This is a genomic window from Stenotrophomonas sp. NLF4-10, assembly GCF_022359915.1.
GTDB lineage: Bacteria > Pseudomonadota > Gammaproteobacteria > Xanthomonadales > Xanthomonadaceae > Stenotrophomonas > Stenotrophomonas daejeonensis.
In genome coordinates, this window is sequence record NZ_JAKSEE010000003.1 from 2,491,079 (window position 1) to 2,510,193 (window position 19,115).

General features: G+C 65.1%; 15 protein-coding genes. 1 reads left to right on the top strand and 14 read right to left on the bottom strand.

The window, feature by feature from the left end; translation table 11 throughout:
- The first annotated feature begins 272 nt into the window (after positions 1-272).
- Positions 273-3,029 carry an aconitate hydratase AcnA gene (gene acnA, locus MIC98_RS11720; protein ID WP_239737300.1) on the top strand — a complete coding sequence of 919 codons (2,757 nt, stop codon included), beginning with the start codon at positions 273-275 and terminating at the stop codon, positions 3,027-3,029.
- A 163-nt stretch (positions 3,030-3,192) separates the two neighbouring features.
- Here acnA and MIC98_RS11725 read toward each other — a convergent pair whose 3' ends face one another.
- From MIC98_RS11725 to MIC98_RS11790, 14 genes are all read right to left on the bottom strand, one after another.
- Positions 3,193-4,242: an NAD(P)-dependent alcohol dehydrogenase gene (locus tag MIC98_RS11725; RefSeq protein ID WP_239737301.1), complete on the bottom strand. Its 1,050-nt coding sequence runs from the start codon at positions 4,240-4,242 to the stop codon at positions 3,193-3,195.
- Between the two features lie 71 nt (positions 4,243-4,313).
- The gene (locus MIC98_RS11730) at positions 4,314-5,720 is read right to left on the bottom strand and encodes a replicative DNA helicase (protein ID WP_239737302.1); all 1,407 of its coding nucleotides are present in this window, start codon (positions 5,718-5,720) and stop codon (positions 4,314-4,316) included.
- Between the two features lie 199 nt (positions 5,721-5,919).
- Positions 5,920-6,477 carry an NADPH-dependent FMN reductase gene (locus MIC98_RS11735; RefSeq protein ID WP_239737303.1) on the bottom strand — a complete coding sequence of 186 codons (558 nt, stop codon included), beginning with the start codon at positions 6,475-6,477 and terminating at the stop codon, positions 5,920-5,922.
- A 128-nt stretch (positions 6,478-6,605) separates the two neighbouring features.
- On the bottom strand, positions 6,606-8,897 hold the full coding sequence (locus MIC98_RS11740; protein ID WP_239737304.1) for a thiamine pyrophosphate-dependent enzyme: 2,292 nt from the start codon (positions 8,895-8,897) through the stop codon (positions 6,606-6,608).
- 201 nt (positions 8,898-9,098) lie between these two features.
- The gene (locus MIC98_RS11745; protein ID WP_057640510.1) at positions 9,099-9,635 is read right to left on the bottom strand and encodes a GNAT family N-acetyltransferase; all 537 of its coding nucleotides are present in this window, start codon (positions 9,633-9,635) and stop codon (positions 9,099-9,101) included.
- Positions 9,636-9,685: 50 nt separating this feature from the next.
- Positions 9,686-10,540 (bottom strand): EcsC family protein, encoded by an 855-nt coding sequence (locus MIC98_RS11750; protein ID WP_239737305.1) that lies wholly within the window; start codon positions 10,538-10,540, stop codon positions 9,686-9,688.
- Between the two features lie 5 nt (positions 10,541-10,545).
- Positions 10,546-11,124: an oligoribonuclease gene (orn, locus tag MIC98_RS11755; protein ID WP_239737306.1), complete on the bottom strand. Its 579-nt coding sequence runs from the start codon at positions 11,122-11,124 to the stop codon at positions 10,546-10,548.
- A gap of 164 nt (positions 11,125-11,288) precedes the next feature.
- Positions 11,289-12,608, bottom strand: coding sequence for an XVIPCD domain-containing protein (locus MIC98_RS11760; protein WP_239737307.1), 1,320 nt, complete (start codon positions 12,606-12,608; stop codon positions 11,289-11,291).
- Positions 12,605-13,252, bottom strand: a complete 648-nt coding sequence (locus MIC98_RS11765) for a hypothetical protein (protein ID WP_239737308.1) — start codon at positions 13,250-13,252, stop codon at positions 12,605-12,607. The genes MIC98_RS11760 and MIC98_RS11765 overlap by 4 nt, the downstream gene beginning before the upstream one ends.
- Before the next feature lie 588 nt (positions 13,253-13,840).
- Entirely contained in the window at positions 13,841-14,974 is a 1,134-nt protein-coding gene (locus tag MIC98_RS11770; protein ID WP_239738159.1) for a type IV secretion system protein, read from the bottom strand.
- Positions 14,975-15,037: 63 nt separating this feature from the next.
- The gene (locus MIC98_RS11775; protein ID WP_057640503.1) at positions 15,038-15,820 is read right to left on the bottom strand and encodes a hypothetical protein; all 783 of its coding nucleotides are present in this window, start codon (positions 15,818-15,820) and stop codon (positions 15,038-15,040) included.
- A gap of 28 nt (positions 15,821-15,848) precedes the next feature.
- Entirely contained in the window at positions 15,849-18,290 is a 2,442-nt protein-coding gene (locus MIC98_RS11780) for a VirB4 family type IV secretion/conjugal transfer ATPase (protein ID WP_239737309.1), read from the bottom strand.
- A gap of 79 nt (positions 18,291-18,369) precedes the next feature.
- Entirely contained in the window at positions 18,370-18,678 is a 309-nt protein-coding gene (locus MIC98_RS11785) for a VirB3 family type IV secretion system protein (RefSeq protein WP_083490098.1), read from the bottom strand.
- Complete coding sequence (locus tag MIC98_RS11790) at positions 18,671-19,063, bottom strand: TrbC/VirB2 family protein (protein ID WP_057640500.1); 393 nt, start codon at positions 19,061-19,063, stop codon at positions 18,671-18,673. The genes MIC98_RS11785 and MIC98_RS11790 overlap by 8 nt, the downstream gene beginning before the upstream one ends.
- Between the last annotated feature and the right edge of the window lie 52 nt (positions 19,064-19,115).

The window sequence follows — 19,115 nt, forward strand, 5'->3', positions numbered from 1 at the left end:
GCCCACGCCAGCGGCGTGGGCGCTCGACCGCACGCGCGCCAGTGGCGCGCAAACCGTGCGACCCTCGCCCCGAGGGGAGCGGGGCTCCACAACCCCTCCCCCATGACGCTCCTGCAACATACCGGTGCATAAGCTGGCGCCAGCGCGATGCGCGCCACGCCGGTGGATTCGTCCATACTCGAACCACCGGTTGATGGACGGGGCCCGCGCCCCGTTGCCAGCGTCAGCGGCCGCAACGGCCGCCGCAAGCCACCCACGACAAGGAGCCCGCCATGAGCGACACGTTCTCCACCCGCAGCCAGTTGCACGTCAACGGCAAGACCTACGCCTATGCCAGCCTGCCCAAGCTGGGCGAACGCTTCGACATCTCCCACCTGCCCTGGTCGATGAAGATCCTGCTGGAGAACCTGCTCCGGCACGAGGACGGCGGCATCACCGTCGGGCCGGAGCACATCGAGGCGGTGGCGCGCTGGAACCCCGCCGCCGAGCCGGACACCGAGATCGCCTTCATGCCGGCGCGCGTGGTGTTGCAGGATTTCACCGGCGTGCCCTGCGTGGTGGACCTGGCGGCGATGCGCGACGCGGTGGTCAAGCTCGGCGGCGACGCCGAGCAGATCAACCCGCTGATCCCCTCCGAACTGGTTATCGACCACTCGGTGCAGGTGGACGTGTTCGGCCGCGCCGACGCGCTGGACCTCAACGGCAAAATCGAATTCGAGCGCAACCGCGAGCGCTACAGCTTCCTGCGCTGGGGCCAGAAGGCGTTCGGCAACTTCAAGGTGGTGCCGCCGAACACCGGCATCGTGCACCAGGTGAACCTGGAGAACCTCGCCCGCGTGGTGATGGAGCGCGAGGTTGACGGCACGCTGTGGGCGTTCCCGGACACCGTGTTCGGCACCGACTCGCACACCACCATGATCAACGGCATCGGCGTGCTCGGCTGGGGCGTGGGCGGCATCGAGGCCGAGGCGGCGATGCTCGGCCAGCCCTCGTCGATGCTGATCCCGCAGGTGGTCGGCTTCAAGCTGACCGGCAGGCTGCCCGAAGGCGCCACCGCCACCGACCTGGTGCTCACCGTCACCCAGATGCTGCGCGAGCTGGGCGTGGTCGGCAAGTTCGTCGAGTTCTACGGCGACGGCCTGCAGCACCTGCCGCTGGCCGACCGCGCCACCATCGGCAACATGGCGCCGGAGTACGGCGCCACCTGCGGCATCTTCCCGATCGACGCCGAATCGCTGAACTACCTGCGCCTGTCCGGCCGCAGCGAGGAGCAGATCGCGCTGGTGGAGGCCTATGCCCGGGCGCAGGGCCTGTGGCACACGCCCGACAGCCCCCACGCGCAGTACAGCGCCACGCTGGAGCTGGACATGGGCGAGGTGCAGCCTTCGCTGGCCGGCCCCAAGCGCCCGCAGGACCGGGTGCTGCTGGGCGACATGAAGCAGGCCTACCGCCAGGCGGTGGCCCCGCTGGCGGCCGCACGCGACAGGCGCAGCCCGGAGGTGGCCGACTTCATCGCCGAGGGCGGCACCGCGGCGGTGGGCAACGACGGCCTGAGCAAGGGCGTGGCCCACATCGAGATCGACGGCCAGCCGATCAAGCTCAAGGACGGTGCGGTGGTGATCGCCGCCATCACCTCCTGCACCAACACCTCCAACCCGGCGGTGATGGTCGGCGCCGGGCTGCTGGCGCGCAACGCCGCCGCGCGCGGGCTGAAGCGCCAGCCGTGGGTAAAGACCTCGCTCGGGCCGGGCTCGCGCGTGGTCACCGACTACCTGGCCAAGGCCGGGCTGCTGGACGAGCTGGAGAAGATCGGTTTCTACGTGGTCGGCTACGGCTGCACCACCTGCATCGGCAACTCCGGCCCGCTGCCGCTGGAGGTCAGCGCCGGCATCGCCGCCGGCGACCTGGTGGTGACCTCGGTGTTGTCGGGCAACCGCAACTTCGAGGGCCGCATCCACCCCGAAGTGAAGATGAATTATCTGGCCAGCCCGCCGCTGGTGGTGGCCTATGCGCTGGCCGGCACCACCGACATCGACCTGACCCGCGAGCCGCTGGGCACCGGCAGCGACGGCCAGCCGGTGTACCTGCGCGACATCTGGCCGAGCAGCAAGGAGATCGGCGACGTCATCGCCGCCACCATCGGCCCGGAGATGTTCAAGCAGAACTATGCCGACGTGTTCAAGGGCGACAGCCGCTGGGCGCGGATCGAATCGCCCGAAGGCCAGGCCTACCAGTGGAACGCGGACTCGACCTACATCAAGAACCCGCCCTACTTCGACGGCATGACCATGCAGGTGGGCAGCATCGGTGACGTCTTCGGCGCGCGCGTGCTGGGCCTGTTCGGCGACTCGATCACCACCGACCACATCTCCCCGGCCGGCAACATCAAGAAGGACTCGCCGGCCGGCCGCTTCCTGCAGTCGCGCGGCGTGCAGCCGGCCGACTTCAACAGCTACGGCTCACGGCGCGGCAACGATGACGTGATGGTGCGCGGCACCTTCGCCAACATCCGCATCAAGAACCTGTTCTTCGGCGGCGAGGAAGGCGGCAACACGCTGTACTTCGGCACGCAGCCGCCGCAGAAGATGTCCATCTACGACGCGGCGATGAAGTACAAGGCCGACGGCGTGCCGCTGGTGGTCATCGCCGGCAAGGAATACGGCACCGGCTCCAGCCGCGACTGGGCGGCCAAGGGCACCAACCTGCTCGGGGTGAAGGCGGTGATCGCCGAGAGCTTCGAGCGCATCCACCGCTCCAACCTGGTCGGCATGGGCGTGCTGCCGCTGCAGTTCCAGGCCGGCGAGAACGCGCAGACGCTGGGGCTGGACGGCACCGAAAGCTTCGACGTCACCGGGCTGGACGATGGCAAGGCCAAGCTCGCCACTGTCACCGCCACCCGCGCCGATGGCACCCGCAACAGCTTCCAGGCCCATGTGTTGCTGCTGACGCCGAAGGAAGTGGAGTACTTCCGCAACGGCGGCCTGTTGCAGTATGTGTTGCGGCAGTTGGCGGCGAGGAAGGTGGCCTGATGCAACAAAGCCCCTCTCCCTCCGGGAGAGGGGTTGGGGTGAGGGGCAACGAAGTCACGATGGTTCACCATCATGGACTGCGTTCGCCCCTCATCCGCCCTTCGGGCACCTTCTCCCGGAGGGAGAAGGAAGTGCCAAGCAAGCCCCGCACCTACTACGGTTTTCAGGCTTCCATGCTCGCGTTATCAATAACGAAGCGATACTTCACGTCACCCTTCAACATGCGCTCGTAGGCCGTGTTGATCTCGTCGGCGCGGATCAGCTCGATGTCGGCGACGATGCCGTGTCCGGCGCAGAAATCCAGCATTTCCTGCGTCTCGGGGATGCCGCCGATCATCGAGCCGGCGATGGCGCGGCGCTTCATGATCAGGTTGAACACGTTGGGCGACGGGTGCGGCGTGGCCGGCGCACCGACCAGCGCCATCGTGCCGTCGCGCTTGAGCAGCGCCAGCAAGGCGTCCAGATCGTGCGGCGCAGCCACCGTGTTGAGGATGAAGTCGAAGCGCCTGCGCTGCGCCTTCATTTCCTCGGCATTGCGCGAGACGACCACGTCGTCCGCGCCCAGCGCCCGGGCCGCCCCGCGCTTGGATTCGGACGTGGTGAAGGCCACCACGTGCGCGCCCAGCGCATGCGCCAGCTTGATGCCCATGTGGCCGAGCCCGCCGATGCCGACCACGCCCACCGTGTGCCCCGGCCCCACCTGCCAGTGGCGCAGTGGCGACCACGTGGTGATGCCGGCGCACAGCAGCGGCGCCACCGCCGCCAGCTGCGCCTCGGGATGGCGGATGCGCAGCACGTAGCGTTCGTGCACGACGATCTGCTGCGAGTAGCCGCCCAGCGTGTGGCCGGGCGCATCCGCGGTCGGGCCGTTGTAGGTGCCGACCATGTGGTCGCAATAGTTTTCCAGCCCTTCCCCGCAGTCGGCGCACTTCCTGCAGCTGTCGACGATGCAGCCGACGCCGACCAGGTCGCCGACCCGGAAATCCGTCACCTGTGCTCCCACCGCCGCCACCCGGCCGACGATCTCGTGGCCCGGCACGCAGGGGTACAGGGTGCCGGCCCACTCCGAACGCACCTGGTGGATGTCCGAATGGCAGACCCCGCAATAGGCGATGTCGATGCGCACGTCATGCGCGCCCGGCGCGCGCCGGGGGATGTCGAGGGGCTGGAGGGGCTGGTCGCCCGCGTGTGCGCCCCAGGCTTTGATCGTCATGGTGTCTGTCCTCTGCTTCGGGCCGGAGCGGCTCGGTCTTCGGGAACAGTACCGGCCACGCCGACAAGGTGCTATTCGAACGCGCCGATGCTGTCGTGGCTGAGGTTGTCGAAGCGGGTGTATTCGCCGAAGAACTTGAGCTTGCACGAGCCGGTCGGGCCGCCGCGGTGCTTGCCGATGATGATCTCGGCCAGGCCCTTGTCCGGCGAGTTTTCCTTGTTGTAGTACTCGTCGCGGTAGATGAACACGATCATGTCCGCGTCCTGCTCGATGGCGCCCGATTCGCGCAGGTCGGCCATCACCGGGCGCTTGTCGGTGCGCGTTTCCAGCGAACGGTTGAGCTGGGACAGCGCGATCACCGGCACGTTCAGTTCCTTCGCCAGCCCCTTCAGCGAACGGCTGATCTCGGAAATCTCGGTGGCGCGGTTCTCGCTGTTGCCGGGCACGCTCATCAGCTGCAGGTAGTCGATCACCACCAGCCCGAGGTCGTGCTCGCGCTTGAGCCGGCGGCACTTGGAACGCAGTACCTCCGGCGACACGCCCGGCGTGTCGTCGATGAAGATCTTGGTTTCCTTGAGCATGCGGATGGCGCCAGTGACGCGGCTCCAGTCCTCGTCCTCCAGCTGGCCGGTGCGCAGGCGCGTGGCGTTGATGCGGCCGTTGGAGGAAATCAGGCGCATCGCCAGCTGCGAGGCCGACATTTCCATCGAGAACACCGCCACGCCCTTCTTCGACTTGATCGCCGCGTACTCGGCGATGTTCAGCGCGAAGGTGGTCTTGCCCATCGCCGGGCGCGCGGCCAGGATGATCAGGTCGGTCGGCTGCAGGCCGGCGGTCATCTGGTCGAATTCGTTGTAGCCGGTCGGCAGGCCGGTGATGTTGCCGCCGTTCTCGAAGCGGTTGCGCAGTTCCTCGAACGCATCCTTCAGCGCGCCGGGCATGGCCACGAAGTCGGTGCGGCCGCGCGCGCCCTGTTCGGCGATGGCGAACACCGACTTTTCCGCCGCTGCCAGCAACTCGGTGCTTTCGCGGCCCTCCGGCTGGAAGCCGTCGTTGACGATGTCGGTGCCGACCTGGATCAGCTGCCGCAGCACCGCCTTGTCGCGCACGATCTCGGCATAGGCGCCGATGTTGGCCGCCGACGGCGTGGTGCTGGCCAGTTCGATCAGGTAGGCGCCATCGCCGACCTGCTCCAGCTTGCCCTGCGACTCGAACCATTCGCCCAGCGTCACTGCGTCGAACGGGCGGTCGCGCTCGGACAGCTCGCGGATGGCGCGGTAGATCAGCTGGTGGTCGCGGCGGTAGAAATCCTTCTCGGTCAGCGCCTCGTTGACCCGGTCGAACGCCTCCGGCGCCAGCATCAGGCCACCGAGCACGGCCTGTTCGGCCTCCACCGAGTGCGGCGGCACGCGCAGGCTGTCGATGCGCTGCTCGGCGCGGTCGGGGCGGTCGGAACGGAAACCGGGACGGGCGGACATGGAAACCTGCTGCTGCGGAAAAGCCGGGCGCCCAATGGTAGGCGGATGCCGGCCGTCGATGTGGGGATAGTTCTGTGGACAAGTTGTCCGCAGCCGGTGGATGTGGGCGCAAGGCAGGCAGCGCAAGGGATCGCGGCCGGTGCGGCGGCAACCGGCGTCCCCAGGCACCGGTTGCGTTCATCGCCTGCGGGCGCCCCGTTCAGTGCTGCCGGTGCGCCGCGGTCCAGTCCATGAAGCGATCGACATAGCCCTGCAGGAACTTGCGGGTGCCGTCGTTGCCGATGCCGCCATCGGCGTCGATCAGCCCTTCCTTGTACTGCAGGAAGGCTTCCGGCTGCGCCATCACCGCCAGGTTCACGAACACCAGCACGTTGCGCAGGTGCTGCTGCGCCATCGCCGTGCCGGCTGCGCCCGGCGAGGTGCCGATCACCGCCGCCGGCTTGCCGTCGAAGGCGTTGTCGCCATAGGGCCGCGATGCGGTGTCGATGGCGTTCTTGAGCACCCCGGGGATGGAGCGGTTGTATTCGGCGGTGACGAACAGCACCGCGTCGGCCTGGCGGATGCGGTCCTTCAGGCGCGTGCCCTGCACCGGGAAGTCCGTGTCGTGGTCCTGGTTGTAGAGCGGGATGTCGCCGATGTTCAGGTATTCGAAATGCGCCCGCCCGCCGGCCAGTTTTTCCAGCGCCAGGGCGAGGCGGCGGTTGAAGGATTCCTTGCGCAGGCTGCCGACGAATACGGCGATGCGATACGGTTCCATGACGGTCTCGGTCGGAAGGGAGGCCCCAGCCTAGCCCCCGCTTCCTTCGCGGCCGGTGAAGAGCGGCGCGGCCGCAGGCACCGCGCCCGGCACCTGCGAAATGCCTGCCCGCCCCCGCCTGCGCGCCGTCACGCCCCGGCCAGTTCGGCGGCGGCAGCCACCACGTCGTCGACGCCCGGCAGCACCAGCAGGGCGGCGCCGGCCAGCGGCGTGTAGGTATCGGCGCCGGTCACCCGGCGCAGCGGCACGGCGCCGAAGCCGGCCTCGACCAGCGCGGTGACCACGCCCTCGCCAACGCCGGCGCTGTACCGGCCCTCGTCTAGCACGATGATGCGTTTCGCACCGCGTGCCTGTCCGGCGACGTAGGCGGTATCGAGCGGCACCAGCCAGCGCAGGTCCACCACTCGTACCTTCCAGCCCTGTGCCGCCTCGATGGCCCTGGCCGCGCGCAGGGCCATCGGCACGCCGTTGCCGTAGGTGATGACCAGCAGGTCGTCGTTGCCCTCGCCGTAGACACGGCCCTGCCCGGGTTCCAGCGCCTGCTCCGGCGCCGGGTACGGGAACAGCCACTGGCCGTCGCCGGCCTCGTGCAGGTCCTTGGCCATGTACAGCGCGATCGGTTCGAGGAACACGCACACGCGCCCATCCACCTTCGACAGCGCGGCCAGCGTGCGCAGCATCATCGCCGCGTCGTCGCCGCGCGAGGGGCAGCCAACCACCAGCCCGGGGATGTCGCGGATCGCGGCGATCGAGTTGTCGTTGTGGAAATGGCCGCCGAAGCCCTTCTGGTAGCCCAGCCCGGCGATGCGCACCAGCATCGGGTTGCGGTACTGGTCGTTGGAGAAGAACTGCAGCGAGCAGGCCTCGCCGCGCAGCTGGTCGATGGCGTTGTGCAGGTAGGCCAGGTACTGGATTTCCGGCACCGGCAGCATGCCCATGTTGGCGAAGCCCTGGGCCATGCCGAGGATGGTGGTTTCGTCGAGCAGGGTGTTGAACACCCGGCGCGGGCCGAAGGCCTTGTGCAGGCCCTTGGTCACCGTGTAGACGCCGCCCTTCTGCGCCACGTCCTCGCCGAACAGCAGCGTCTCCGGATACTTGCAGAACAGGTCGTGCAATGCGTTGTTGATCTGGATCGCCAAATGCCGCGGCGGCAGGTTCTCCGGCAACGCGGCCTCGCCGCCGAACACCTGCAGGCGGCGCTCACCGTAGTCGGCGCGCGTGGCTTCGGCGCGCACCTTGCCGGGCGTGTATGGCGCCAGTGGCGCGACCACGTCCTTCAACGTGGTCAGCCGCGGGCGCGTGTCCGCGTCCTCGGCAGCGGCGAAGCAGCGCGCGCGGGTGCGCTCGTACAGCGCCAGTACCTCGTCGGCGCCCATCGCCCCGGATTCGACCGCGATCTGCGCCGAGCGCAGCAGCGGGTCACTGGCCTCCACCGCGCACAGTTCCTCCAGCGCGCGCCACTCGATCTCGAAATCGGTACCGGCATGGCCCATCAACCGGGTGGTGCGCAGGTGCAGGAAGGTCGGGCGACGGGTGCGACGGCAATGCTCGACCGCACGCTGCACGTCGGCATAGCCGGCGGCCAGGTCCAGGCCGTCGGCGAAGAAATAGTCCAGGTCCGGGCGGTTGCGGAAGCTCTCGGCGATCCAGCCGCCGGGCGTCTTCACCGAGATGCCGATGCCGTTGTCCTCGCACACGTACAGCACCGGCGCCGGCAGCTTCTGGTAGGCGGTCCACGAGGCGGCGTTGAACGCGGTCTGCGCGGTGGCGTGGTTGGCCGAGGCATCGCCGAACGAGCAGATGGCGATGCTGTCCTCCGGCACCGGCAGTTGCAGCCCCAGCCGCTTGCCGGCCTCGATCGCCATCGCCGTGCCAAGGGCCTTGGGCAGGTGCGAAGCAATCGTGGAGGTCTGCGGCAACACCCACAGCGGCTTGCTGCCCCACACCTTGTGGCGGCCGCCGCTGGCCGGGTCCTCGGCGCTGGCGGCGAAGGACAGCGCCGAATCCATCACCGGATCGAGCTTCTTGCCATCGGTCCCCGGCAGCTTGCGGAAGCGCTCGGCCATGAATCCGCCGGAGCGGTAGTGCAGGAACGCCGGATCGGTATGCCGGGTGGCGCGCGCCACCATCGCATTGCCCTCGTGGCCGGACGAACCGATGGTATAGAAGACCTTGTTCTGCACGCGCAGCACCCGCGCCATCAGGTCGAGGTGGCGGCTGATCAGCTGCGACTCGAACAACTCGCGGAACCCCTTCGCATCCAGCGCACTGCCCGGCAACACCGGCGCCTGTTCCTGCGGCGCGTTGCCTGGCCCCGGCCCCAGCCCCTTCACGAACTCGATGAAATTGGCGTCGCAGATCTCGGCACGGTTCAGGCCCTTCATGCGGGCCGGGATGGGGTTGGGGACACGGGCGAACATTCGAATGCGGCTCCACGACACGACGGGTTGGAATCGCGCCATCACACCGGAACCGGGGCTGCCCGGTAAAGCTGCGACCGCAGCAAAAAGCCGGTGCGTGCGCGGAGACGTGGCCGGCTCATGCGTGTCCTGCACCACCGCTACCGTGCGCGGTCATTCCATGCCACGCATGCAGCCGTCGTCCAGCGGAAAACCGCCGGCTCAGCGCCCGGCCAGCCAGGCCCGTCGCGATTGTCCCCAGACCTCGACTTCGACCTCGTGCGGCGGCGGCAACACTGCGGTGCGCAGCACCTGCGAGCCGAGCTTGCGCGCCACCGCCTGCGAGTTGCGGTTGTCCGGCGCGATGGTGTGGATCACCTCCGGCCAATCCAATGCGCCGAATGCCCAGTCGATGGCCGCGCGCGCGGCCTCTGGCGCGTAGCCACGCCCCCAGCAGGCCGGGACGATGCTCCAGCCCACCTCCGGCCCCGGCCAGCCATGCGGCTGCCACGGCCCGACCCGGCCAACCCAGCGCCCGCTGTCCTTCTCGATCACCGAGAACATCGAATAGCCCAGCAACTGCCAGCTGCCGGTCAATGCGGCAAGGCTGCGCCAGGCCACCGATGGCGCCTGTATGCCGCCCAGGTGCTGCATCGCCACCGGGTCGGCGCAGAACGCGGCAAAGGCGTCGAAGTCCTCCGCCGCGGGCGGGCGCAGCAGCAACCGCTCGGTTTCCACGCGCAGGTCGAAAATGCTCATCGCAGGATTCCCGTGTTTCCGGCCTGCCACGCTACCACCGGCCCGGCAGTTCAGGCCGGCATGCGCCCGCTGGTCGCACCGTAGGCCAGGCGCACGGCCTCGAATCCATGTTTGCGCTCCAGCCGGCGCACGATGAAATGCCCGCGCGCCATGTCCTGGTAATAGCCGATGAACAAGGTGTTCAAGGTGGCGCCGGCCACCGCGCCGATCACCGGTACCGCCTGCGCGACGAATTTCTCCGACACCACCACGCCGAAGCGCGCGGCGACCTTCTCCACGATCCGCGCCAGCCACTTGCCCGCTTCCTTCGGCCCCAGCCCCAGCAGCAGGCCGTGGCCGCCGCCCAGCGTGGTACCGGCCAGTTCCGCCGACAGGTGCCGCACCAGTTCGGTGGTGAAGCCGCGCGCGAGGTAATAACCGGTTTCGCTGGCATCGTCGGCGCCGGAGCTGCCGCCCAGCGCGAATACTTCAAGGCAGGCCTGGCGGGTGGCGTGATCGTGCAGGTCGAAGCCTTCGCTGCGGGCGATGTCGGCCACCGCGCGCATGATGATGGTGGTGGACAGCGGCAGTTCGATCGCCAGCGCCGGCAGGCCGCCGGCCCCGCCCAACGCACCGGATGCGGCCGCCGCCAGCTTGTGCAGCCGCGGCGATGCCGGCTTGCCGGGCTGTTGGGTGTCCATGCTCCACAGCGCGGCCTGCGCGGCCTTGTAGAGCGCGGCCTCGGCCATGCCCTGGATGCGTCTGGAAACCCCGGCCGGCAGCTTGCGTACCGTGAACTCCAGCGGCGAGCCGACCAGGTTGGCCATGCGCGCGGTCAGCGTCGGCGCCTCCAGCAAGGCCACCGCGCGTTGCAGGTCGGCCATGTCCTGCGGGCAATCCTGCAATGGCACCGCCAGCTCACCCATCGCGCTCAGGCCGTCTCCGGCAAGCCCGGCAACCCGGCCAGCGTGCCCATGAACTGCCGGTAGTGGCGCAGCTCGGCGATCGAATCGTGTACGTCGCTCAGCGCGGTATGGCTGGAGGTCTTGCTCACCGCCGCCGACACCTGCGGCGCCCAGCGCCGGGCCAATTCCTTGATCGTGGAGACGTCGAGGTTGCGGTAGTGGAAATAGCGCTCCAGCCGCGGCATCTGCCGGTGCAGGAAGCGGCGGTCCTGGCAGATGGAGTTGCCGCACATCGGCGAAGCGCCGGCCTTGATCCAATCCTGCAGGAAGGCGATGGTGCGCGCCTCGGCCTGCCCCATCGTGACCTCGCTCTCGATCACGCGCCGCCACAGCCCCGAGTGGCGGTGCTGGTTGCGGTTCCACTCGTCCATCGCCTCCAGCGTTGCCAGCGGATGCGCGATGGCGAACTCCGGGCCCTCGGCCAGCACGTTGAGCTGCGCGTCGGTCACCACGGTGGCGATCTCGATGATCGAATCGTTGTCGGTATCCAACCCGGTCATTTCCAGGTCGATCCAGATCAAGCGGTCGTTGCTGTGGTCCGTCATGCATTGCCTCTGCGGGGTCGTCGGCGATTGTGCCGTGCGGAATATCGGATCCACATGATACGCCCCGGGTACCAAGCCACATCACGGATATCGTGGCTGTCCTCTGCCGAACCCCACGAGTCGATACAGCGCATCGCCAAGGGAGTCGGGAGAGCATGCCATCCTCAGGCATGCATGCCGTGGGTAGCGGCCTGGACCTGCCCGATCTGCTGCTCGTGTTCCTGTACGAGTCGCTGTCCGGCGGACCGATGTTCCATGTGCCGGGTACTTTGTTCGAGTGACGTGTTCATGGCCTGCAGCGTCTCCACCGACACGCGCAGGTGCGCCGGATCATGCACGTCTCCCTGTACCGCGAAAGTTCGGCTGGCATCGTTGTTCATCACCACCGCGTCGATGCGCCTGCCGCCGGCGACAAGCATCTCCGCCGCCAAAGCACCGGCAAGCTGGTTGCTCGTGTGGTCAGGTGTACGACCCACGCGGGCGTCTTGCGCATGGACACCGCGCTGCGCATCAATGAACAGCGAATGGCCGGGATGAATCGAATCATCCATGCGCAGGATGCCGCTGCGCTCGTGCGGCTTCTCCACTTCCCTGCGCGCCGGTTCACCCGGATCCAACGGACCACGGATGCGGTCGTACAGGTCCATGACCGCCCCCGGCCCGCCGCGGGAGAGCGTGGTGACACTCCCGCGCAGCGCTTCCAGCTTGCCGCGGTATTCCTCGATCATTTTCTCGTTGTCACGGGCAAGTGCCTGCGCTTCCGGCTTACCAAGCACGGATTCGTTGCCGAGAAAATTTCCCAGCTTGTGCGAGCCGATCGAGTGGGCCGCAGCAACGAGCGTGCTGTCCGGGATCAACGCACGGAAGGCACTGTTGCTGAAACCGCAGTTGCCGAGAGTCCTGATCTCCTCCTGCGTGGCATACACCCGCACCTGACCAAAATGCGAAGAGGCCGCGCTGACCGAATCGGCCGCCATCACGTGATTGAGCATGGTGGAACCTCCTTCGGGAATCCGATACCCGAGGCTGGCGGCACCATAGGCGTTGAAGGTTTCGCCCTTGAGATTGAAGTGATGGGCGCTGATCTGGGCCAGGGTGCCACCCAACGAATGGCCAGTAACGGTGACCTGCGGCACATGACCAAAGTCGGAATTTTCAGCGTAAATCGTGGCCCTCCGAGTAATTTCAATCGCATCGGATGCTTGTGCATTAACTCGTGCCAGCACCATGCCACCATCCGTCAGCACCGCATCACGGATGATCTGCTCGGTACCACGATGGGCAACTATGATTTCATCCGTGTCAATGCGCTGGTAAATCGTTCCTTGGTAGCCGTTGGCGTGATTGTTGACGTGCTCAAGCACCTTGTATTGGTGACCATCAAGAACAACGAGCTCCTCTCCCCCCGGTTTCCGACGGCCGACGATGCGATCCTTGTAAGCATCATCGGAAAGTGCTGCATAGTCCTTGCTGCTGACGGTCATGGCTGCACCTCGCTACCAGAGAGTGAGGCCGTGAACAAATCCCCCTGCAGCTCGGGACGATACTTGGACGGATCTTCCGTACCGCTCGCACCAAAATCAGGCAGCTTTTCAGAGCGCGGGTAATGACGAGGAACGTAATACCGCGTCAGAACATCTCCCTTCATGAACCTGTCAGCCTCGATGAACGACAGGAACCGAGTTTCTCCCTCGGCGCCGGTAGCTTTGAGCATCACCCCGGCACCCGTGAACTCCCAGCGACACATCCCCCGGCCGTAGTAGTCCTCATCCTGCATAAGATCCAGATAGACCATGCCCCGATATTCGGTATCCGATACCTTGTGCAGGACCACGTCCTCCTGACTCGTGATACGGCTGGCAGTGCCGGTAGCAGGCTCGATATGACCGCACTGATCTTCATTGACCACATCATATTGCGCCACACCACTGACCACGGCGAACGGACCAGGTGCATCCTTCAGTTGCAAGGTCAATTCATACGCCTTGCGCGGAGCTGGATTGAGCTTTGCCAGCCCACGCCCTCCATTGGCAACATCGGCTTCAGCGGCGGCATGTTCCTGATTCATGGCTATCTCCGGGTTACAGGCGGTCAGAAGGAGCAAAGCAAGGCATTGGGTGAATTTCATGTGCAATATCGACCTCCGATTGGGGAAAGTAAAAAGTGCAAAACAGAGCTCTTCACACCATTTAATAATTTATAAAGACAGGCTCAGAGCAAGCCGAATAGAAACGAACGCATTGCCCGCCGCCCGTGTCACTACAGCCAGCAATTGAGATATCTACCGCCTCCGACTCGGCAGGTGCCCCGGCCATGTGTCCCACTCCTTTCCCAGATGACGGAATCGCAAATGCAACACATTGGTTGTGATACGTAATTGATATAGAACAATTACGATCACCTTCTGCGGCACACTCCCCCAATGCGACCTCCTCTGCTTGCTCCTTAGAGCCCTCACCCACTGAAACACCGATTAGATCGGTGGATGGGGACTCCGCAATCGCCCCCCACGTCGTCAACCATCTGCCACTTGGAACCGGAGCAACCTGCCCCCCTTGGTTTCCATACCCAGGAATGGGGGCGCAACCAGGAGCACGACTATCACCAATCGGATACTGTCCCGGCGGACATATCCCTTCCAATCGGGCTTCGAATGGAATAATAAAAGAAGCAACAATCCCGAAAATTGCAACCACCTTACCCATCCCAATCACCTTCAAAATTTTGGACTGGCACTGGCATTACCACGAATACCAGTAGGCGATGAATTTTCGGAATCCAAGCCACTTAATCTTGGCATTGATCCTCGAGAATTATTTTCGGGATAATCATTATTAGCATTTGGCGCCGGCGGCGCATAACTCCCCACCGGCTGCCCCTGCGGCCCAGGCCTTGCCATGCCTGGCGATCCACCAATCTGCGAGAACGGCGTAAATCCGCCCAACGTCCCTTGGAAGAACATCGCCGCCATCGGTGGGGCGGTCAGGATCAGCGTGGTGAGAATCAGACCTATGCCGCCCTGCTGCAGGGCCATGCTCGACATGCCGTCGGTGAAGTTCGAGCCCAACAGCTTGCCCAACAGGGCGCTGCCCCAGAAGGCACCGGCCACCCGCGCCACCATTTCCATCGCGATCGAGACCATCGCCGCCAGTACCGCCATCGAGAACATCGTGCCGATGCCGTAAAGCAACCAACGCTGGAACAGCGACTTGGTCTGCTCGAACAGCAGGCACAGGATGAACAACGGCCCCAACCCGATGAACAAGGCCAAAGCCACCTCGTACAGCAACAGCATCGAGCCGGCCGTCACCGCAGGCCCACCGGTGCCAAGGCCGATGAACCACATCGCCCGGGTCTTGGCCGAGTCCAGTGTCTCGTCGCCCGCCACGTCCAGCATGTCCACCGCCGACAGCGCCACCTGCATGTAGCCGAGGTTCTTGTCGATCAAGTCTTCCGGCCGGTCCTTCTTGCCGGTCACGACATGGGATATCTCGTTCTTGACGTCGTTGATCAGGAAGCCGTGCAGGTCACGACCGAACATCGCCATGCTCGTGGCCACGCCGACGATCAGCGCCGCGCGCGCCATGTTGGTGACCAGCACCATCATCGAGTCGCGGCTGCGGCCGGTGACAATGCGGAAGCCCTGGATCAGCACCCACAACGTCATCAGGGTCAGGGCCATGGCCCCCACCCAGCGCATGACCCGCGCGAGCAGTTCCACGCCGAAGGCGCTGATCTGCTCGTGCAGGTAATCCAGGATCAACCGGAAGAAGAAGAAATCCCCCACCGAGGACGTCGCCAGCGGGCTGTGCAGCCACTGCAGCGCTCCTTGTGTCCACGTGCCGTCCATCATCCCTAGACTCATCACTTCACCTGCCGGTTGCCCGGGCCTGCCGGGTCGTTGCGGAGAGAATCACAGTTCCAGTGCAGCCTTCAGCGTGGCGGTCTTGACCAGGGTCCCTATCGGGTTCCGCTCGCCCTTGAGGGCGCGCCCGGCCAGGATCTGCTGCATGTTCCTGAGCGTGCCGATCTGCAGGTCGTAGGTCCGGATCTGGCTTTCCCATGCCTTGAAACTCTTGTCCATCGCGGCAAAGGATTGCAGCGTGTTGTTCGACGATTCGGGCATGGTGCCGGCCTTCCGGGACGCCAGGCGGATTTGCTTGATCTTGTCCAGGATGCCCTGCACCTGCGGCATGGTGTCGCGCACCACAGTGACCGTCTCGTTGTACTTGCGGTTTTCCAGCAACTGGATGGCCATGCAGATGTTCTTCTGCTGCTCGCCGATGTCGCCGGCCAGATTCAGGTTCAGCGCACTCATGATCCCGCCCAGGCTGAGCCCACTCACGCCACAGCGCTCGGCCACGTTCCAGTCCTCGGGAATCACCGTGAGGTTGACGCTGGTGGGCATCAACGGCGAGGCGACGATCTGCTGGTACTGGGCCAGGCGGTCACGCCATTCGTTCAAAGTGGCTATCCAGCGCGTGGCATTCTGCGCATACTCGCCCGCGGCCTCGATCTGCGAGGTCAACGTATTGATCTGGTTGAGGATGCTCTGCAACAGGTTGGGGCCGACCTCGACCACCGGCCCGGCCGCCCTGGCCGGCGGCGCCGCGATCACCATCGAGATACCCAATGTCAGCGCGGCGGCCAGCGGCATGGCGTGGCGGCGCGGATTGGCAGCGGTGTTGTTTTCCATATCCATCTCCTGGCAAATGATCCCGCACTCAGGCGGCCTGTTCCCTGCTGGCTGGCTTTCCCGAACCCTTGCGTTTCCGGTAGAAGTCGGCCAACCACTGTTCAGGCGTGAGATCGGCCTCGGGTACCTTCTCGCGCATCGCAACCTCGTGCAGCACGCGGTGCATGACCTCGATGTTGTCGGTGGAGGCCGAAATCACCGACAGGATGTCGTCCATGCCGCGCAGGTTGAGCTGGCAGACGCTGGAGGCATGCCCCTGCTTGACCAGGAAGCAGCGCGAGCGTTCGTCCAGCGCGGTCACCACCTTGAACTCGGCCTCGGTCAACTTGAGGCCATCGATGTAATCGGCCTTGTTGGCATTGGGATTGGGCAGCAGGATCAAGGTGGCGGTCTGCTCGATCAAGGCAGCCGAAATGTCGCTCTTGAGCGCGTCTTCCGGACTTTGCGTGGCGAAGATGCCCAGGCCATTCTGCTTGCGGATGGTCTTCTGCTTGTTCTTGGCGAATTCCTTCAGCCCACCCTCGCCATCGAGGATCTTCCAGAATTCGTCCATCACGTAGATCAGGCGGCGACCGTCGATCAGCGACTCCAGCCGGTGCAGCAGGTAATTGATGACCGGCACGCGCACTTCCGGGTTGTCGATGATGTCGGTGTAGTCGAAGCCGATGATGTTGGCCCTTTCCAGGTCGATGGTGTCGACCGGGTTGTCGAACACCCAGCCCAGCGAGTTGCCGGCGGTCCAGCGCCGCATGCGTGCGTACAGGCCATCGTCGCCCATGTTGGGCAGGCTCTTCTGGAAGTTGGTCATGCTGCGCAGGCGTGGCGGCGTATCGAGGATGTTCTCGACGGCACGGAAGATGTCCTCTTCCTCGCGTGCGCTGTACTCGCGCTTGCCCGCCAGCACCTTCACCAAGTCCGCCAGGAACTGCACGTTGGCTTCGGTGCGCTCGCACTGGAACGGGTTAAAGCCGGTCGGCTGGCCGTTTTCCAACGCCAGGTAGTTGCCGCCACAGGCGCGCACGAAGATTTCCGCGCCACGGTCCTTGTCGAAGAAGAAGATGGTGGGCGCCGGGTCGTACTTCTGCACCTGGCTGAGCAGGAAGTTGATCAGCGCGGTCTTGCCGGTGCCGGACTTGCCGATGACCATCGTGTTGGCGATGGCTTTCTCGCCTAGGGAATTCTCCGAGGGATGGGTGGCATGGAAGTTGAAGTAGTACGGCTGGCCGTTGGTGGTCTGCAATGTGGTCACGCAATCGCCCCACGGGTTGTTCTGCAGCTTGCCGGTGGCAAAGTTGTGCAGTGGCGACAAGCCGAGGAAGTTCAGCGAACTGACGTTGGCCAGGCGGGTGCGGTAGCGCCAGTTGCCCGGCAGCTGCGAGTAGAACGAGGAGGTGATGGCAAGGTCCTCCTTGGCCGAGACAAAGCCGGCATTGGACAGTTCGGCGCGGGTGGCGGCCACGTTCTGGGCAAGCCTGGCCTGGTTGTCGGCATACACGCCGATGATGAAGTGGTATTCGCCCAGCACGAAGTTGCCCGACGACAACTGGTCCATCGCCTGGTCGAGCTCGATGATCTGGCTGACCGCCTTGTCGCCCGAGGAAATCATCATGCCCTTGGTGCGGTCGAGGACCTTGAGCGCGTCCTGGCGGCCCATCGGGCTGAACGAATGGGTCATGACATACTCGAAATCGAGGTACTTCAGGCCATTGAGAATGCCCGGCCAGGTGCCTTCGGCATATTCCTTGATGTTGAGGATCGCACCGAAGTGATTGGCGCCGTTCGGGGTATTGATGACGAAGTCGCCGGTCTTGGCCGAGAACATGTGGCGGCTGACCGGCAGGTAGTCCTTGACTGGTGCCGGCAACACCGGCACCGGCTCGTCGATGCGGTTGATCAGCCAGCCGAAGAATTCCAGCGTCTCGGAGAACACCACGCCGTTGCCCGCTTCATACATGCCCAGCCGGTAAGGCGCGTAGTCGCGGATCACCGCCTCGACATTGCCGGCCAGTTCCAGCAGCTTTTCCACGGCCTGTTCCTGCTCCGCGCGCAGCTTGTCGATATCGGTGGAACGTTCGACGAAGCGTTTCCCGGCTACCACGGGGCGGTAGATCATGGTCAGGTACAGCTCGTTCTGCATGATCCTCTGCGAGGAGAGCATGCCGAAGTACTGGTCGGACACATCCTGGTTGAAGCCCTGCGCGAACTCGCTGCGCCCCTTCAACCGGCGGCGGCGACGGATGTCGTGCACCCAGAACGCGACGTTGACGAAATCCGGTGCACGCAGCGTCTGCAGCAGGCGGTTGAAGGTGTTGTGCTTGTGTTCCAGCTCCCATTCCTCGCGGCCCACGAATGGCAGCCCCTCCAGATGCCAGGTCATCAGGTAGTCGCCGCCCGTGGTCTTCACCACGTTGGTGGAGACATGCGACGACAGGGGAATGAATTCGCTGATGGAGGTGTCTGGACTGAACATGGGACTACCGATTGGAATCCTGCGGGGATGCTGCGTGGCACCGGGCAAGCGGCAAGGACCGTCTGCCCGGTGATGCCGGTCATGCGTCCGGCGGTGGCCTGTCGCGATAGTGGTTGGGGCTGAACACCCACATGCCGTCATGCTCGTGCACATTCCGGACACGCAGTTTGAACTGCAGGCGCAAGCCCAGCAGCCGGAACACCATCTCGTCGCGCTTGGCCATCATCCGCATGATGAAAATGGCCACCGGGATGGTCAGCAGCAGCCAGAAATTGGTGTACATGCTCAGGAGCAGCAACCCGCCCGCCACGAAAAAGAACGGCACGTATGGCACGCCCAGGAACATGGCCGGGCGGGTACAGCCCCGGAACACGACGTCCTTATGCACCGTAGTACTGCAATGCCTGGTACACGGCCGCGCCCGCGGAGCCACTGCACGAGCCCGCCTCGTTGCCAAGCAGCATGCGCGCGATCTGCCCGGCCGCACCGATCAACACGCCGCCGATCAGGATCGGGGCCACGTCACCGATGCGCTTGTGGGCGAAGGCGATCTGGTAGCCGGCAAAGATCACCGCGATGGTCACCACCGCGATCGAGACCATGTTGAGCAGCCCACTGATGTTGTCGAAGAAACCGCAGACCTTGGTGTCGGTACCGCCGAAGTCCTGGGCCAGTACCTGCGGGGCAAACACGACGCCGGCAAAGGCAATGGCCAGCAGCATGCTCTTCAGCGTGCGCCGGGCCTGGACGAGATCGAGATTGGATTGCTTCATGAATGGATTTCCTTGTTGATTGAGCAGATGAACCAATGGACTCACATGACCA

Bases quoted from the DNA above. Each gene is read 5' to 3' on its own strand.
- MIC98_RS11745 (WP_057640510.1), bottom strand. From the start codon at position 9,635: ATGAGCATTTTCGACCTGCGCGTGGAAACCGAGCGGTTGCTGCTGCGC.
- MIC98_RS11780 (WP_239737309.1), bottom strand. From the start codon at position 18,290: ATGTTCAGTCCAGACACCTCCATCAGCGAATTCATTCCCCTGTCGTCG.
- MIC98_RS11770 (WP_239738159.1), bottom strand. From the start codon at position 14,974: ATGGACGGCACGTGGACACAAGGAGCGCTGCAGTGGCTGCACAGCCCG.
- MIC98_RS11730 (WP_239737302.1), bottom strand. From the start codon at position 5,720: ATGTCCGCCCGTCCCGGTTTCCGTTCCGACCGCCCCGACCGCGCCGAG.
- MIC98_RS11775 (WP_057640503.1), bottom strand. From the start codon at position 15,820: ATGGAAAACAACACCGCTGCCAATCCGCGCCGCCACGCCATGCCGCTG.
- MIC98_RS11765 (WP_239737308.1), bottom strand. From the start codon at position 13,252: ATGAAATTCACCCAATGCCTTGCTTTGCTCCTTCTGACCGCCTGTAAC.
- MIC98_RS11790 (WP_057640500.1), bottom strand. From the start codon at position 19,063: ATGAAGCAATCCAATCTCGATCTCGTCCAGGCCCGGCGCACGCTGAAG.
- MIC98_RS11725 (WP_239737301.1), bottom strand. From the start codon at position 4,242: ATGACGATCAAAGCCTGGGGCGCACACGCGGGCGACCAGCCCCTCCAG.
- MIC98_RS11760 (WP_239737307.1), bottom strand. From the start codon at position 12,608: ATGACCGTCAGCAGCAAGGACTATGCAGCACTTTCCGATGATGCTTAC.
- orn (WP_239737306.1), bottom strand. From the start codon at position 11,124: ATGACGGACCACAGCAACGACCGCTTGATCTGGATCGACCTGGAAATG.
- MIC98_RS11740 (WP_239737304.1), bottom strand. From the start codon at position 8,897: ATGTTCGCCCGTGTCCCCAACCCCATCCCGGCCCGCATGAAGGGCCTG.
- acnA (WP_239737300.1), top strand. From the start codon at position 273: ATGAGCGACACGTTCTCCACCCGCAGCCAGTTGCACGTCAACGGCAAG.
- MIC98_RS11750 (WP_239737305.1), bottom strand. From the start codon at position 10,540: ATGGGTGAGCTGGCGGTGCCATTGCAGGATTGCCCGCAGGACATGGCC.
- MIC98_RS11735 (WP_239737303.1), bottom strand. From the start codon at position 6,477: ATGGAACCGTATCGCATCGCCGTATTCGTCGGCAGCCTGCGCAAGGAA.